At 41.1% G+C, this 15,622-nt stretch carries 18 protein-coding genes; 6 read left to right on the forward strand and 12 right to left on the reverse strand.

Going from position 1 to position 15,622, the window contains the following annotated elements; genetic code table 11:
• Positions 1-77 precede the first annotated feature (77 nt).
• Positions 78-380: a hypothetical protein gene (locus ACNO7B_RS11490; protein ID WP_052320616.1), complete on the forward strand. Its 303-nt coding sequence runs from the start codon at positions 78-80 to the stop codon at positions 378-380.
• Between the two features lie 106 nt (positions 381-486).
• On the forward strand, positions 487-1,602 hold the full coding sequence (gene ispG / locus ACNO7B_RS11495; RefSeq protein ID WP_008342357.1) for a flavodoxin-dependent (E)-4-hydroxy-3-methylbut-2-enyl-diphosphate synthase: 1,116 nt from the start codon (positions 487-489) through the stop codon (positions 1,600-1,602).
• A gap of 48 nt (positions 1,603-1,650) precedes the next feature.
• Here the strand turns inward: ispG and ACNO7B_RS11500 are convergent, their stop codons facing one another.
• Entirely contained in the window at positions 1,651-2,013 is a 363-nt protein-coding gene (locus tag ACNO7B_RS11500; protein WP_008342359.1) for a DUF308 domain-containing protein, read from the reverse strand.
• Between the two features lie 139 nt (positions 2,014-2,152).
• Here ACNO7B_RS11500 and ACNO7B_RS11505 point away from each other — a divergent pair, with 139 nt between their 5' ends.
• Positions 2,153-2,731, forward strand: a complete 579-nt coding sequence (locus tag ACNO7B_RS11505) for a 5' nucleotidase, NT5C type (RefSeq protein ID WP_366964946.1) — start codon at positions 2,153-2,155, stop codon at positions 2,729-2,731.
• Between the two features lie 226 nt (positions 2,732-2,957).
• Here the strand turns inward: ACNO7B_RS11505 and ACNO7B_RS11510 are convergent, their stop codons facing one another.
• The 5 genes from ACNO7B_RS11510 to ACNO7B_RS11530 all read right to left on the reverse strand — a co-directional run bounded on the left by ACNO7B_RS11510 (position 2,958) and on the right by ACNO7B_RS11530 (position 7,077).
• The gene (locus ACNO7B_RS11510; RefSeq protein WP_417901523.1) at positions 2,958-3,875 is read right to left on the reverse strand and encodes an ROK family protein; all 918 of its coding nucleotides are present in this window, start codon (positions 3,873-3,875) and stop codon (positions 2,958-2,960) included.
• 141 nt (positions 3,876-4,016) lie between these two features.
• The gene (locus ACNO7B_RS11515) at positions 4,017-4,445 is read right to left on the reverse strand and encodes a Fur family transcriptional regulator (protein WP_003217433.1); all 429 of its coding nucleotides are present in this window, start codon (positions 4,443-4,445) and stop codon (positions 4,017-4,019) included.
• Positions 4,423-5,283, reverse strand: a complete 861-nt coding sequence (locus tag ACNO7B_RS11520; protein WP_007501274.1) for a metal ABC transporter permease — start codon at positions 5,281-5,283, stop codon at positions 4,423-4,425. Before ACNO7B_RS11520 ends, ACNO7B_RS11515 begins: the two co-directional genes overlap by 23 nt.
• Entirely contained in the window at positions 5,283-6,059 is a 777-nt protein-coding gene (locus tag ACNO7B_RS11525; RefSeq protein WP_008342368.1) for a metal ABC transporter ATP-binding protein, read from the reverse strand. Before ACNO7B_RS11525 ends, ACNO7B_RS11520 begins: the two co-directional genes overlap by 1 nt.
• A 136-nt stretch (positions 6,060-6,195) precedes the next feature.
• Positions 6,196-7,077 carry a YitT family protein gene (locus tag ACNO7B_RS11530; RefSeq protein ID WP_007501276.1) on the reverse strand — a complete coding sequence of 294 codons (882 nt, stop codon included), beginning with the start codon at positions 7,075-7,077 and terminating at the stop codon, positions 6,196-6,198.
• A gap of 140 nt (positions 7,078-7,217) precedes the next feature.
• Here ACNO7B_RS11530 and ACNO7B_RS11535 point away from each other — a divergent pair, with 140 nt between their 5' ends.
• The gene (locus ACNO7B_RS11535; protein WP_008342377.1) at positions 7,218-7,472 is read left to right on the forward strand and encodes a DUF2624 domain-containing protein; all 255 of its coding nucleotides are present in this window, start codon (positions 7,218-7,220) and stop codon (positions 7,470-7,472) included.
• Between the two features lie 49 nt (positions 7,473-7,521).
• Here the strand turns inward: ACNO7B_RS11535 and ACNO7B_RS11540 are convergent, their stop codons facing one another.
• Positions 7,522-8,415, reverse strand: coding sequence for a deoxyribonuclease IV (locus ACNO7B_RS11540; RefSeq protein ID WP_113747182.1), 894 nt, complete (start codon positions 8,413-8,415; stop codon positions 7,522-7,524).
• A 9-nt stretch (positions 8,416-8,424) separates the two neighbouring features.
• Positions 8,425-9,744, reverse strand: a complete 1,320-nt coding sequence (locus tag ACNO7B_RS11545; protein WP_417901524.1) for a DEAD/DEAH box helicase — start codon at positions 9,742-9,744, stop codon at positions 8,425-8,427.
• Positions 9,745-9,899: 155 nt separating this feature from the next.
• Between ACNO7B_RS11545 and ACNO7B_RS11550 the strand changes: the two genes are divergently transcribed.
• Positions 9,900-10,622 carry a YqfQ family protein gene (locus ACNO7B_RS11550; protein WP_254505603.1) on the forward strand — a complete coding sequence of 241 codons (723 nt, stop codon included), beginning with the start codon at positions 9,900-9,902 and terminating at the stop codon, positions 10,620-10,622.
• Between the two features lie 157 nt (positions 10,623-10,779).
• A complete protein-coding gene (locus tag ACNO7B_RS11555; RefSeq protein ID WP_007501283.1) occupies positions 10,780-11,724 on the forward strand; it encodes a 4-hydroxy-3-methylbut-2-enyl diphosphate reductase in 945 nt (314 codons plus the stop codon).
• 36 nt (positions 11,725-11,760) lie between these two features.
• Here the strand turns inward: ACNO7B_RS11555 and ACNO7B_RS11560 are convergent, their stop codons facing one another.
• The 4 genes from ACNO7B_RS11560 to rpoD all read right to left on the reverse strand — a co-directional run bounded on the left by ACNO7B_RS11560 (position 11,761) and on the right by rpoD (position 15,494).
• Entirely contained in the window at positions 11,761-12,882 is a 1,122-nt protein-coding gene (locus tag ACNO7B_RS11560; RefSeq protein ID WP_017367619.1) for a Nif3-like dinuclear metal center hexameric protein, read from the reverse strand.
• Positions 12,875-13,591: a tRNA (adenine(22)-N(1))-methyltransferase gene (locus tag ACNO7B_RS11565; protein WP_417901525.1), complete on the reverse strand. Its 717-nt coding sequence runs from the start codon at positions 13,589-13,591 to the stop codon at positions 12,875-12,877. Before ACNO7B_RS11565 ends, ACNO7B_RS11560 begins: the two co-directional genes overlap by 8 nt.
• A gap of 120 nt (positions 13,592-13,711) precedes the next feature.
• Positions 13,712-14,071, reverse strand: a complete 360-nt coding sequence (gene cccA, locus ACNO7B_RS11570; RefSeq protein ID WP_008342390.1) for a cytochrome c550 — start codon at positions 14,069-14,071, stop codon at positions 13,712-13,714.
• A gap of 301 nt (positions 14,072-14,372) precedes the next feature.
• Positions 14,373-15,494, reverse strand: coding sequence for an RNA polymerase sigma factor RpoD (rpoD, locus tag ACNO7B_RS11575; protein ID WP_008342392.1), 1,122 nt, complete (start codon positions 15,492-15,494; stop codon positions 14,373-14,375).
• Between the last annotated feature and the right edge of the window lie 128 nt (positions 15,495-15,622).

Consider the following 15,622-nt stretch of genomic DNA (forward strand, 5'->3'; position numbering starts at 1 on the left):
TAGCTTTTCACTCTTTTTTGTTCTATCAACTCAGGGACATGCATAATCTGAAGTAAACTCTTAAAAGCGGTGAGAAAATGCGGCGAATTATTTTTTTACTAGTCAGTTTGTTTGTCCTCTTTATTATCTTTTTTGATTTGAAAAATGGAACGATCCCCGTTCAGGAAGGCCCTGCTGTTCCCGCCAGCGCCTTTCAAACAGCTGATAAACAGGCATATAAAACTGTCACTGTTAAACAAGGCCAAACCGTCGTCTCTATCGTACATACAAGTAAGCCATTAGATGAAGTGATCGAAGACTTTGAAGCACTGAATCAAGGCGTCAAAGCGAACGAAATTCGGGCAGGCAGCACATACAAGTTTCCGGTCTATAAGAGATAAAACGTTAATTCCTTGTCATTCATACAAAGAGACTGTTACAATATGAGATGTAAAACACGTCGTACACTGCAAACGAATTGCATGTACACTAAGGAGCGATTGACAAGTGAGTGAAGTCACACATCGTACAAAAACGCGTCCCGTCAAAGTGGGACCTTTAACTATAGGTGGAAACAATGAAGTCGTCATTCAAAGTATGGCGACAACCAAAACACATGATGTCGAAGCGACAGTAGCTGAAATTAAACGTTTAGAAGAAGCTGGCTGTCAAATCGTGCGTGTCGCATGCCCAGATGAGCGTGCAGCAAATGCGATTGCGGACATTAAAAAACAAATTAACATTCCCCTTGTTGTCGACATTCATTTTGACTACAAGCTTGCACTGAAAGCGATTGAAGCAGGTGCAGACAAAATTCGTATCAACCCAGGAAACATCGGAAGACGAGAAAAAGTCGAAGCTGTTGTGAAAGCGGCAAAAGAAAAAGGCATTCCAATTCGTATTGGGGTAAACGCCGGTTCACTCGAGAAAAAGATTCTTGATAAATACGGCTATCCAACAGCAGATGGTATGGTTGAAAGTGCACTGCATCACATTAAAATTTTAGAAGACCTAGACTTTCATGACATCATTGTCAGTATGAAAGCATCTGATGTAAACCTTGCGATTGAGGCATACGAAAAAGCAGCAAAAGCCTTTGATTATCCTCTTCATCTTGGGATTACAGAATCAGGTACGTTATTTGCAGGTACGGTCAAAAGTGCTGCTGGTCTTGGCGCAATCTTGAATATGGGGATTGGTAACACACTCCGTATTTCATTAAGTGCTGACCCGGTCGAAGAGGTCAAAGTGGCACGTGAATTATTAAAATCATTTGGTCTTGCATCAAATGCAGCAACACTCATCTCTTGTCCAACTTGTGGACGAATTGAAATTGACCTCATTAGCATTGCAAATGAAGTCGAAGAATATATTTCTAAAATTAAAGCACCGATCAAAGTAGCTGTTCTCGGATGTGCTGTAAACGGTCCGGGTGAAGCGCGTGAAGCTGATATCGGCATCGCTGGTGCTAGAGGTGAAGGCCTCTTATTCCGCAAAGGTGAAATTGTTCGGAAAGTGCCAGAAGAAACAATGGTCGAAGAACTGAAAAAAGAAATCGATAAAATCGCTGAAGAACATTATGCGAAAATGGAAGCTGAAAAAGCAAAACAAGCGAACGCATAACAAAGAACGCCTGACATCACTGTCAGGCGTTTTTCTGTTCCTGTCCTGTTAAAAGAACGGGGTGATAAAGATGCCGAGGATGACGGAAACGATTCCGATCCCGATTGACCATGCGCCAAGCGCATGTGCTCCTTTTCTTCTTGCAATATAACCAACGACGATTGCCGCTACGCCTAATAGCACCGGCAAGACAAATAGTGAGATAATCGCAATCGCGAGTGCTGTATAGCCTATCCCCTTACTGCCTGAATCGTCACCTACATGGTCACGTTCTCTTCTGTCTTCACGATCTCTTGATGCTTGATATGGCTCTGCTATTTCAGCAGCTGTTTCCTCTAAATAGCCATCATCATTACTAAAGTGTGTGTCGATTTCACGATCATTTCTTCTGAAATCTTCGTCTCTTTCCATGATCAATTCCCCCTTTTGGTTAATAGAAAGGAGCTTTTTTAGTATGAGCAAAAATGTCTGTTTCATGTTTGCTAAAACTTGCTGGAATTGTGAATTGATTATGTTACACTTTAAGAGGATAAATATGAGGAGTGTGGGCATGTTACGTTTAGGAATTGATATCGATGGCACAGTCACGGCGCAGGACACCTTTGTCCCCTACTTAAATGAGTCGTTTCAATGTGACATCACACTAGATGATATGACGGAATATGATTTGACGAAGCTTTTAAAGATTTCAAATGAAGAATTTTGGGGCTGGATGAATGAGTACGAGCCTCTTATTTATAAACAGGCAAAGCCTGCCGAGGGTGCAAAAGAAATCCTCAATCAAATGAAACTTCATCATCAATTGATTTATATCACAGCCAGAAGGCAGCATCACTCAGACATCACCTACAAATGGTTTGAGGAGAATCATGTCCATTATGACGATATCGAGCTTGTTGGCGGACATCATAAGGTGGAAGCTGTTCAAAAACATAAGATCGATGTGTTTTTTGAAGATCACCATGGCAATGCCACAATGATTGCAAAAGAAGCTGACATTCCAGTGATTCTGTTTAACTCACCGTATAATCAAATGCCAATTGATGAACGGATCATTCGCGTGAATAACTGGCAAGAAGCATCCCAATGGATCAAACAGTATGAAAAGCGTCTGCAAACTGCTTACTAAAACAGATCAAAAGCCGATACGTTTTTAATGTATCGGCTTCAGATTGTTGACAAAGGGCTAAAATGAACTTTATTTTAGCCCTTTGTCTTCGTTTCAGCGTGATAGAAAACCTTTGCAGTCTAGAAAGGACGAGCACCGGAGCGGAGCGAATTTGACATTCGTGAGCACCGAAGCGCAGGACTGACAAAGAATGCGAGGGTTTGTCTGCGCGCTGAAGCCGATACGTTTAATGTATCGGCTTTTTGATTGTACGATGATGTCCTTCTTTTATTAAAAAATGATAAAGTGCACCCATCATACCTGCCTGATTGAAGTAATAGCACGTTTCCAGTGTCACCTGTATGTTTTTCCATGCATGCAAAGTATGTAAATGTTTTTCAATGTTTGGAATCAAATCGGGCCTTGCACTCACGCCCCCGCCAATGAGGATTTTCTCTGGATTGAGAACTGTTGCCACATTGTAAATGCCAATTGCGATTCGCTTGTACCACTGATCAATCATCTTCTCAATGGCCGGATCTTGCTTGGCTTTTTCAAAGATTTCTTGACCGTCGATTTGCTGACTTTGTGGAATTCCTTGCTGCTCTTTGTAGCTTCGTATCAATCCAGCTGTCGAAGCACTGCTGTTGAGTGTGGTAAACTGACCATTTTCTGTTTCTGTCAGCATCATACCAAATTCACCGCCGCGAAAAGAGGCACCGCGAACAAGCTCGCCACCAGCAAAAATACCACCGCCGACACCAGTCCCAAGCGTCATACATATAAAGCTGTCACACTCTTTCGCATGACCACTAAATTTTTCAGCCAGAGCTGCACAGTTCGCATCATTTTCTACTTCTACACGAAGTGATGTTTTTTCTTCTAAAAGCGTTTTGACATTTTGGCCATTTAAAGCAATAATCGCTCCTGCAAATTCCGTATAACCCGTTTGACTGTCAACAAAACCCGGAAGACTCATCGCAATCCCTTTGATATCCCAAGTGCTTTGATACTCTTTCACCACGTTCTCCATGTCCTCTAAAAACGGCTCAAGCTGCCTGCAGTTTGTTTCGTAGTCGCCGCTCGTGATCAGCTCACCATGTCGATCCATGACCCCATGCTTTGTTTTTGTCCCGCCTACATCGAATACGATATAATACGCCACTTTTGACCCCTCCCCCTATTTCTAAAGACTCAAATCTGCTTCTATAGATGATCTGTTGTTCTCATTTTAATGAAACAGCTATCCTTTGTAAAACGTTTTCAACATGACAAAACAAAAAGCCAGCCCATCGGCTGGCTTCTTTCACGAATGAACTTCTTTCGGTTCGCAAGAAGGACACGTTCCGTAAATTTCAAATTTATGTCCGCTAATATGATAATCCTCTAGATCAGCATCAAGCTTGTCCATAGGGCAAGCGTCGATTTCCTTTGTTTTACCGCACGTCAAACAAATAAAGTGATGATGATGATGGGAAAACGAACATTTAAAACGGAACAGTTTCTCCCCTGATAATTCCGTTGTCTCTAATATCCCAAGATCTTCATATAAAGACAGGTTTCGATAAATCGTATCAAAACTAAGCCCTGGGTAATCTTCACTTAAAGCTGTTAATACATTTTTAGCGGTCAAGTATTTATCAGAATCAGAAAACAATTGAAGCATATCTTCACGTTTGCTTGTATATTTATAGCCTTTTTCCTTTAATAAATCAAGCGCTTCTTGTACGTTCATGATGATTCCCCCTTCTGAATTTCCCAATACTAATACACCCGATTAAAATCAAGATAGACAGCATCACAATGGTTCCACCCGGCGCTAAATCAAGATAATAACTTAAAATCAAGCCGACCATGACAGACAATTCCCCAAATAAGATGGAAAGGAAAATCGCCTGTTTAAACCCTTTGGCAATCCGAATACTTGCCGCAACTGGCAGTGTCATGAGTGCGGACACTAGGAGTGTACCGACAATACGCATCGATGCTGCGATGACAAGTGCAACGACTAAAATAAAAATAAAATGAATCCACTTAGCTGAAATACCAGAAGCCTTCGCATGTTCTTCATCAAAAGAAAGCAAAAACAATTCTTTATACAAGAGCACAACCACTAATACAACGACAAGTGAGATTCCAACAATAATCCAAAGATCGAGTCTTGAAACCGCACTGACACTTCCGAACAAATAACTGAACAAATCTGTATTAAAACCATTTGCAAGTGAAATGAAAATAACAGAGATCCCAATACCACCTGATAAAATAATGGGAATCGCCAGCTCCTGATAATGTTTATACACAGAGCGCAGACGTTCAATAAACAACGAGCCAGCCACAGAAAAAGCCATTCCTAAGTAAAGCGGGCTAACCCCTGTCAAAAGTCCAAACTTTTTATCAAGGAATAAACTTGCCGCTATCCCAGCAAGTGATACGTGACTAAGCGCATCTGCGATGAGAGAGAGCCTTCTCACGACAATAAATACACCAAGTAAGGGCGCAATAAAGCCGATCAGCATACCTGCGATAAACGCATTTTGTAAAAATTCATAATGAAAAAATGGAAATAGCATTATTCATGTCCCCCATGATGGTGATGATCGTGATGAATCACTTGAATGTCATGCCCGTAAAACTGAGAAAGCGCCTGATCATCCATCGAATCAAACGTTTCCGCATCTCCATGAAAATGAAGTGTCTGATTTAAACAAGCCACATGCGTGACTTTGTCAGAAACGGTTCCTACATCATGTGTAACGAGAATTAAAGACATTCCTTTTTCTTTGTTCAATGTTTCTAACAGCTGATAAAAGCCTTCTACTGTTCTTTGGTCTACACCCACAGTCGGCTCATCTAAAATAAGCAGCTTCGGCTGACTGACGAGTGCACGGGCAATAAATGTACGCTGCTGCTGCCCGCCTGAAAGCTCACCAATGTTTTGGTGTTTTAAGTCTTGTATGCCAACTGAACGTATGGCCTCATCTACTTGAAGCTTATCCTGCTTACTCATGCGTTTGAATAAACCAATCTTCGCCGTTAAACCACTTGCCACGACCTCGTATACAGAAGCAGGAAAACCTGTATTAAAGCTATTCGCCTTTTGAGAAACAAATCCAATTTGATCCCAGTCTTTAAATTTTTGAGCAGGTGTGCCAAAGAGCTTCAATTCTCCCTGCTGGGGTTTAATCAAGCCAAGCAGGCATTTTAATAAGGTTGTTTTACCAGATCCATTCGGTCCAACAAGTGCTAGAAAGTTTCCTTCCTCTACCGTTAAATGAATGTGATCGATGACATTTCGCTGTCCATATGAATACGAAATGTCCTTCATTTCAATAATTGGCTTTGCCATAAAACTTTCCACCTTTAATCCAATATAAAAAGAATGATTACGATTTATACAACAAAAAGAAAATGGCAAAAGCCATTTTCTTTGTCCATACATACATTTCATTATATAAAAGAAAGATAAAAAAGTAAAATAAAAGCTAATGAATGGCTGTTTTGAATTTACCGCCTTTTGTTTCATGCGTATCCATAATCGTAATAAAGGCTTGACCATCAATTTCAAACACGATAGATTTCAGCTTCGTAATTTCAAGTCTTGTCACGACGGCGTAAATGACATCTTTTTCTTCATCAGTATAGCCGCCTTTTCCTCTAAGCTTGGTGGTTCCCCTGCCGAGACGATGAAGGATCGCATCTGAAATTTCATCATAATAATCCGAAACGATAATGACAGCTTTTGTTTCATCTAGTCCTTGAATGACAGCATCAATTGTTTTCATTGCCAAATAATATGTCATGACAGAATACATAGCCTGCTCTGGTCCGAAGACAAAGCCTGCCCAAATAAAAATGAACACATTGACGATCATGACAAACTCACCGACGGAGAAAGGAATTTTTTTCGTCAGAAGAATTCCTAAGATTTCCGTTCCGTCCATTGAACCTCCATTCCGTATCACAAGCCCAACGCCAAACCCGAGTAACAGCCCTCCAAATACAGTAGCTAAAATCGGCTGCGTCGTAAATGCTTCTACATGATGGAGTGAAGATTCAATCACGGCCAAGCTGACAATCCCAATCACAGTGGAAATCAAGAAGGTTTTCCCAATATGTTTGTATCCTGATATCATAAATGGAATATTTAAAATGACAACAATCGTCGCAAAATTAATGAATGGGTTATCCGTAAAAAGATAATCCAAAATAAGCGAAATACCGATGATGCCTCCATCAATAATATTGTTTGGCACTAAAAATAATTCAATGCTGACTGCTGCACATGCAGCTCCTACTAGAATCAGAAAAATTCTCAAAATAAAATGAGGCACTGATTCCTTTTTATGCTGTTTACTATTTGCCATACGTTCTCCCTTCTACACATGTTTAGTTTTCAATGAACATTTTATTCACTTTACTATTTTATCATTTCACAGAGTAAAATAAAATTTTTTGCACATTTTCCGTTTTCGCCCATACATTGATACAGAGGGGAGGAATGGAATTGATTTTAATTCAAAAAATTGTGTTACAGCGTCTGAATCAGATCACAGCAAATGACTTGTTAAGGTATGCGAAACAGTATGGGGTCAGCTTAACATCCAATCAGGCTGCTGAGGTCGCCAAACTCATGAATGGGAAAAACGTCAATATTTTTAACGATGCAGAGCGCAACCGGCTGCTTAAGCAAGTGGAAGCGATTACGTCTAAACAAACTGCACAGACCGTCAATGATCTGTTTAATCAATTCACAAATTAGGCAAAAAAGGGCCGCATTTAGCGGCACCTCATCACATTGCATGCACTTTTTATTGACCCGTAATCTTATCTAGTAAACCTTCATCAAATTGCTTAGCTTTCAGCATCGCAATTTCGAATTTATAAGGTGGTTTCTTGTTCTTTTTATCTTCACCTACATAAGGCGTTTCTAGAATCTTCGGCACATCTTGAAGCTGTGGATGATGAACGATATAGCTCAGGGCATCAAAACCAATTTCTCCAAAACCGATATTTTCATGTCGGTCTTTTCTTGCGCCTTGTACATTTTTACTATCATTAATATGAAGAACTTTGATTCGGTCGATCCCGACAATTCGATCAAATTCTTCTAAAACTCCATCAAAATCACTCACAATGGGATAACCTGCATCGTGCGTGTGACACGTATCAAAGCAGACAGAAAGTGCTTCGTTATGTGTCACACCGTCAATAATTTGAGCAAGCTCTTCAAAGCTTCTTCCGCACTCTGATCCTTTTCCCGCCATTGTTTCCAGCGCAATTTGAACCTCCTGCCCCTTCACAATGACTTCATTGAGGCCTTCAATGATTTTTTGAATTCCAGCATCTGCACCTGCTCCGACATGCGCACCTGGATGAAGAACAATTTGTCTTGCACCTAGCGCTTCTGTACGCTCTATCTCAGAGCGAAGGAAATCCACTCCAAGCTCAAATGTCGCTGGATTCACTGTGTTCCCAATATTGATAATATACGGTGCATGAACGACGATATCTGTCATACCATGCTCTTTCATATGCGCTTGTCCAGCTTCAATATTGAGATCTTCAATTTTTTTACGGCGCGTATTTTGCGGTGCACCTGTATAAATCATAAAAGTATTTGAACCATAAGAGGCAGCTTCCTCACTCGCTGCAAGTAGCATATGTTTTCCGCTCATGGATACATGTGATCCAATCTTCAACAATGTGTCCCCCTACTTTCCGTTACGCTTTGACTTTCTACGTTCATGTCTTTTGATCTTATCCATCTCACGTGTCATTTTCTTTTTATATCCAGGTTTGACGGCTTTCGGTTTTCTGACAAGGCGTTTTGCTTTTTCTTCAATTTCATTTGGTGCTTTTTTACGTCTTTGACGCTTCAAACGATCATCTGCATCTCGCCATTCGCCATGAACAATTGTTTTGTTTTCAAACACAACACCCATTTTTTCAATTTGAACGAGTGCATCCTCATCAGCAAGATCATAAATGGTCATTGCAATGCCAGATGAACCAGCGCGAGCCGTTCTTCCCACACGGTGAACATAAAAATCAAGATCGGATGGGAGCTCATAGTTAATCACGTGGCTGACGCCCTTAATATCAATCCCGCGGGCAGCAAGATCAGATGCCACAATATAGGTGAACTCCAAATCTTCAATTTGTTTCATCACTTTTTTACGTTCACGAGGCGTTAAACCGCCATGAAGCACCCCAATTTTCATTCCTTTTTCCTGAAGGAATGAGGCAATTTCATCAACTGTTGATTTCGTGTTGGCAAAGATGATCCCTAAATAAGGCTGTACATTCGTCACCATTTCATGAAGTAATTTTAATTTATCACGCTGTTTAGATGGAACTAAAATATGCTGAATGTTTTCAGCCGTAATGCGTTTCGGTTCAACATGTGCATATTTCGGATTATCCATATATTTTTTGAGGAAAGGTTTTAATTTTTCTGGAATAGTTGCTGAGAACACGAGCATTTGCAACTGTTCTGGCATTTGTGAACCAATACGATCCACATCTTCTAAAAAGCCCATATCTAGCATAAGGTCTGCTTCATCAATGACAAGAGATGTTGCTTTGTACACATTCAGCGCTTGCTCATGAATAAGATCTGCAATACGTCCAGGAGTGCCGACCACTAAGTGCGGCTGATTCTTTAACTTTTGAATGGATTTCTGCTTGTCCGTTCCGCCAATGTAAAGCTTTGCCTTGATTTCTTCTTCTGGAGGCGTATTTTTTAAGATCGTTTGTGCTTCTTTAAAAATTTGATTCGCTAATTCTCGTGTTGGTGCAGTAATGACCACTTGTACTTGCTCTTTGCTTGGATCAATTGAATGAATAAGCGGCAATAAATACGCATGGGTTTTCCCTGTTCCTGTTTGAGACTGTCCAATCACACTTTCACCTTTTAAAACAGCAGGGATGATTCTTTTTTGAATATCAGTCGGCTCATAAAAACCCAGTTCATGAATAGCATCTATAATAAAAGACTTTAATTCATATGTCGTAAATTTCGTTTCTTTCATGTTTTCACTCCTTAAGGCAATGCCTTTTTGCTCATCTCCTCATTATAGCTGATTTTCAGCAAAAAAACCATGTCCGCTTTTCTCACAGGAAACCAAATGATACTTCCCTGCATAACCTATGAAGAGAAAGAGAATGCAGTAAGGGAGGTACAAGTATGTTAGGGCAAAGGCCTATGGGCGATTTTCAGCCGCATCGCCCCTCACGCCGGCACCTTGGAAATGGCGGACAGCCCGGGATTTTTCAACGGAGACAGCAGGCTCCGATCGAACAGCCTTTTCAAGGGCAAGGCAACCAATTTCAACAAATGATGCCTCGCTCTCCGTCTGTACAAGGCGGCGGTCTACGCGGGATGGGTGGCATTCCTGGAGGCGAAAGCCGTGCACTAGGCGGCGGAGCCGGAATTAAGGGCATGCTGGCAAAATTTCTTCCTGGAGCTGGAGGTGCAGGGATCTCTGGAGCTGGAGGTGGTGCGGGATTACAAGGAATCCAGAGCTTCGCAAACCCTGCGAACCTTTCAAGCATGTTAGGAAATGTTCAAAAAGTACTCGGAATGGCGCAGCAATTCACGCCTATGATTCAGCAATACGGTCCTTTAGTCAGAAATTTGCCTGCCATGATTAAACTCTATAGCCAGCTTGGCAGTGCGGATGATGATGAAACAAATACGAATGATGCAGACGAAGAACCAAAAGAAATCACTGCAGAAACAGACGTTCCGCACGAACAAACAGCACCGGTTGATGATGAAATAGAAGAAGGAAAAGAAGAAGAACCAGAGGACATCCTTGTCAAAAAAGGGACTGTACACACATCAACTGCTCCTGAAGTAAAACCGAAAAAAAGATCGGGTAGTTCCATTCCGAAACTATATGTCTAGTGATCTTTTAAAGCCGAAGTGTTTCCCATGTATAACAATCTTTGATATATGCGCTTACTTTGGCTATAATGAAGGAAGAGAATGATCAAAAGCCGTTTTTTCACGGCTTTTTATATTGTTCTTCTCTAGCAGCACTTCCCTACAGGAGGACGAATAAATGAATGTAATTAAAATTTCGCCGCGTGGCTATTGCTATGGCGTTGTAGATGCAATGGTCATTGCTAAAAATGCCGCACTTGATAAAAACTTGCCACGCCCAATTTATATATTAGGTATGATTGTGCACAACAAACATGTCACAGATGCCTTCGAAGAAGATGGAATTTACACACTGGACGGACCAAACCGTCTGGATATTTTAAAGCAGGTTGAAAGTGGTACAGTCATTTTCACCGCTCACGGCGTATCTCCTGAAGTCCGTCAAATTGCAGAAGAAAAGGGCCTTGTCGCCATTGATGCGACCTGTCCAGATGTCACGAAAACACATGAACTCATTTCAGAAAAAACAGCTGATGGATATGACATTATTTATATCGGGAAAAAGGGTCACCCTGAGCCAGAAGGAGCCGTCGGTGTTGCACCTGACAAAGTCCACCTTGTCGAAACAGAAGCTGATATTAAAGCGCTCGATTTAACGTCAGATAAACTACTCATCACCAATCAGACGACAATGTCTCAGTGGGATGTTCATGATCTGATGGAGCTCATTAAAGAAAAATATCCTCACGTCGAGTACCATCAAGAAATCTGCCTTGCGACACAGGTACGTCAGGAAGCTGTGTCACAGCAAGCAGGCCAAGCTGATCTTACCATTGTGGTCGGCGATCCAAAAAGCAACAACTCAAATCGTCTGGCGCAAGTGTCAATGGAGATTGCAGGAACGCAGGCTTACCGAATTGGTGATCTCAGTGAGTTAAAGCTTGAATGGCTCCAAGGGGTAAAAACAGTTGCCGTTACTGCAGGTGCTTCCACACCAACACCTATAACAAAAGAAGTCATTCGTTTCTTAGAAAACTACGAACCTGATGATGAATCAACATGGAAAATTGAACGGACGGTTCCTCTTTCTAAGATATTACCTCGGGTGAAAACAAAGAAATAAAAAAACGTCAGAGCTGCTATGCTCTGACGTTTTTATTTACACAAATTGAAACGGGTTTGTGTTTGATTCTGATACAAAGAATTGCACATCATATTTTTTATCTGTACATAGCGATTCTAGCTTTGTCTTCACGCCTTCTTTCATGATCTTTTCTGCGTAATGACCTGGGTCCACTACATTCAGTCCGAGCATCATGGCATCGTGAGCGACATGGAAATAAAGGTCGCCAGTCACGTACACATCTGCACCCATTCTTTTCGCTTGATGGATATATTTATTTCCGTCTCCTCCAAGCACAGCTACTTTTTTCACGACCGCTTCCTGATCTCCTACAAAACGCGCTCCATTCACATCTAACTTCGTTTTCACAAATTGAGTGAAGTCTTTAAGTGTCATAGGTTCTTTTAATTCTCCAATACGGCCAAGGCCTTTTTGAATAGGAGGAAGATCTGTCGTGTGTACACTGTAAGCCACTTCTTCATAAGGGTGTGCTTTGATCATTTCACGAATCACTTGTTTTTCAATACTTGCTGGGAAAATGGTTTCGATTCGTACTTCTTTCACAAATTCCAATTTACCCGTCTCACCAATAAATGGCACAGCTTCTTCTGATGGCAGAAAACTGCCTGTCCCTTCATTTGAAAAAGCGCAATGACTGTAGTTGCCAATATGGCCAGCTCCCGCATTTCCTAAAGCCGTCCTGATGGCCTCTTCAAATTCCACTGGGACATACAAAGCTAGCTGCTTAATTGGATCTTCGTATGTCGGAACTAGCACTTTTGTTTCCCCGAGCTCTAAAGCGTCTGCAAGCAAGTCATTGACTCCTCCATCAGCCACATCCAGGTTTGTATGTGCTACATACACCGCAATATCATGTTTGATGCATTTCTCAATGATCCGTCCTGCCGGCTGATCTGTCGCCACATGTTTTAATGGACGGAAAATTGGCGGATGGTGGGCAATAATGAGATCCACCTTCCGCTCAATTGCCTCATCTACCACATTTTCTAATACATCTAAGGTGATCATGACATTGGTCACTTTTTTATTTAGCGTTCCAATCTGGAGCCCAATTTTATCACCTTCCACCGCATATGCCTTTGGTGAGAATTGCTCAAATAATTGGATGATTTCATGCCCGTTCACTGTTTTAGCCAACAGTCAAAACCTCCTTTAGCATTTTTATTTTCGCATTCAGTTCTTTCAGACGTTCTTTGTTCTCTTCCGTCGGCGCTGCTTTTTGAATCTGGCCTTCTATATGCTCCATGTGCTGAAGCTCATTCATCCATTTGCGCTGGAAGACATCATTTTGCTCTTTGGCAAGAAACGGACCAACGAGCATGCCTGTTTCAATCGACATGCCTTCATAAGCTTTATCTTTGTCTCCTGTTTCGGCAATGATGATTTCGTATATTTTGCCATCCTCTTCTAAAATCACTTCATCCATCAGTTCATACCCCTCTTGATAGAGCCATAAACGAATATGGTGAGCATGAATATTAGGCTGAAGAATAAGCCGCTCCTGCCCTGTGAGCTTGTGTTTACCTTCATTTAGAATGCTTGCAATAAGTGCTCCGCCCATCCCTGCAATCGTGACAGCATTTACCTCGCCTTTTTCAATCACTTCAAGGCCATTTCCTTTTCTGACTGAAATTTGCTCATCTAATTCAAGCCTATGTACTTGCTGCTTCGCAGATTGAAGCGGTCCATCAGTAATTTCACCAGCAATGGCTTTCAATGCTTTATGATGTAATATCGCAAAACATGGCAAATAGGCATGATCTGAGCCAATATCAGCAAAGACCGCCTCTTTTGGTAAAAAGTCTGCGACTCTTTTTAATCGTTTTGACAAATTCATTTCATTCATCCATATCACTACTTTTCTTTAATGTTCATACTTGTCTATCTTATATAAATTATGGACTTTTTAAAAGTCGTTTTCAAATGAAAAAAGCTCTTCTGATGAAAAAGAGCTTTTTGTGCTTTATTATTTAATTTTGGATACCCATTCTGACATTTCATCGAGCTTTTCATTCGGAATTAGCCCGCCCGGCATCCCATTTCCGCCTTCTTGAATTTTCTTCTTGATGTCTGCTACTTCAAGCTTGTCGCCAACACCTTTTAATGCAGGACCAGCGCCACCTTCGTAGTTTTCCCCATGACAGCTAATACAGTTCTGCTTATACAATTCTTCCGGCGTTGCATTTGCGGTCTCTTCTTGCTTTTGCTCTTTGCCCCCAGAGGCAATTTTGTCTTCATCTTTCAGCCCCTTCATTGATAAGAAAAAAGTGAGTCCAATACCTAAAATGGCAATCAATAAGAATGGTATAAGTGGATTCCGTTTCATTTCTTTCATCCTCCCCTTTGTGAAAAACCCCTTTGAGACTATGCAAACAATTCTAATTCTACTTTAATTTTACAAAAAGTAAACGAATTATGATACAAAACTTTGGTCAAGTTCACAGATTAGACAAAAATGATTCAAAATGAGAAAAGAAGCCTTCAGCACATTTAGATGTATTTTTTATACATCTTTTCTCTAAGAACGTTGCAAATTCATTTGTTATTCAGTAAAATATAATCAGATCAAAAAAGCGTTTTCATTTTGATGAAGAAAGAACGGATCTCTCTCAAGATCCGTCCGGTTTCTATTCTAAGAAGTCTTTTAATCGTTTACTTCTGCTTGGGTGTCTTAATTTACGAAGAGCTTTCGCTTCAATTTGGCGAATACGCTCTCTTGTTACGCCAAACACCTTTCCTACCTCTTCTAATGTGCGTGTTCTTCCGTCATCTAGTCCGAAACGCAGTCTCAGCACATTTTCTTCACGGTCCGTTAGCGTATCTAATACATCTTCGAGCTGCTCTTTTAAGAGCTCATAGGCAGCATGGTCTGATGGAGAAGTCGCCTCTTGGTCTTCGATAAAATCACCAAGATGCGAGTCATCTTCCTCACCAATAGGTGTTTCTAAAGATACTGGCTCTTGCGCAATTTTAAGAATTTCTCTTACTTTCTCTGGTGTTAAATCCATGTCTTCCGCAATTTCTTCTGGCGTTGGTTCTCTACCTAGATCTTGTAGAAGCTGTCTTTGAACACGGATTAATTTATTAATGGTTTCCACCATATGAACCGGGATCCGGATTGTTCTCGCCTGATCGGCAATCGCACGTGTGATCGCCTGTCTAATCCACCATGTCGCATATGTTGAGAATTTGTATCCTTTGCGGTAATCAAACTTCTCAACCGCCTTCATGAGCCCCATGTTTCCTTCTTGAATCAAGTCAAGGAACAGCATACCACGACCAACATAACGTTTCGCAATGCTGACAACGAGACGAAGGTTCGCTTCCGCTAATCTTCTTTTTGATTCCTCATCGCCTTCTTCAATCTTTTGAGCATACGTAATCTCTTCTTTAGCAGATAGCAAATTGACGCGCCCGATCTCTTTTAAGTACATACGAACAGGATCATTAATTTTGACGCCTGGTGGTACGCTTAAATCATTCAGGTCAAATTCCTCTTCTGCCTTAGCCAGCTGCTGAACATTTGGGTCTTCAGTCTCTTCATTTTCACTGATGAGTTCTACACCCTGTTCGCCTAAGTATTCATAGTATTCATCCATCTGGTCTGATTCAATTTCAAAGCTAGACATACGCTCTGCAATTTCTTCGTATGTTAAAACGCCCCGTTTTTTACCCGTTTCAGTGAGCTTATCTCTCACCTGTTCAAAGGTTAATTCAGTTTCAGTTTCGTGGGCTTGTTTATCAGCCATTATGGATCCCTCCTTCCAAAGCTTGCAACGAATTCTAAAGTAACTTGCGATTTGCTTCTGCTCTGCCTTTCTCTCTCTATCAAACAGAATGAGCAAATAGGAATAAAATAAATAATGATGAAGGCAAG

The sequence above is a fragment of the Bacillus sp. AK25 genome, from assembly GCF_048270685.1.
Classification (GTDB): Bacteria; Bacillota; Bacilli; order Bacillales; family Bacillaceae; genus Bacillus; species Bacillus altitudinis.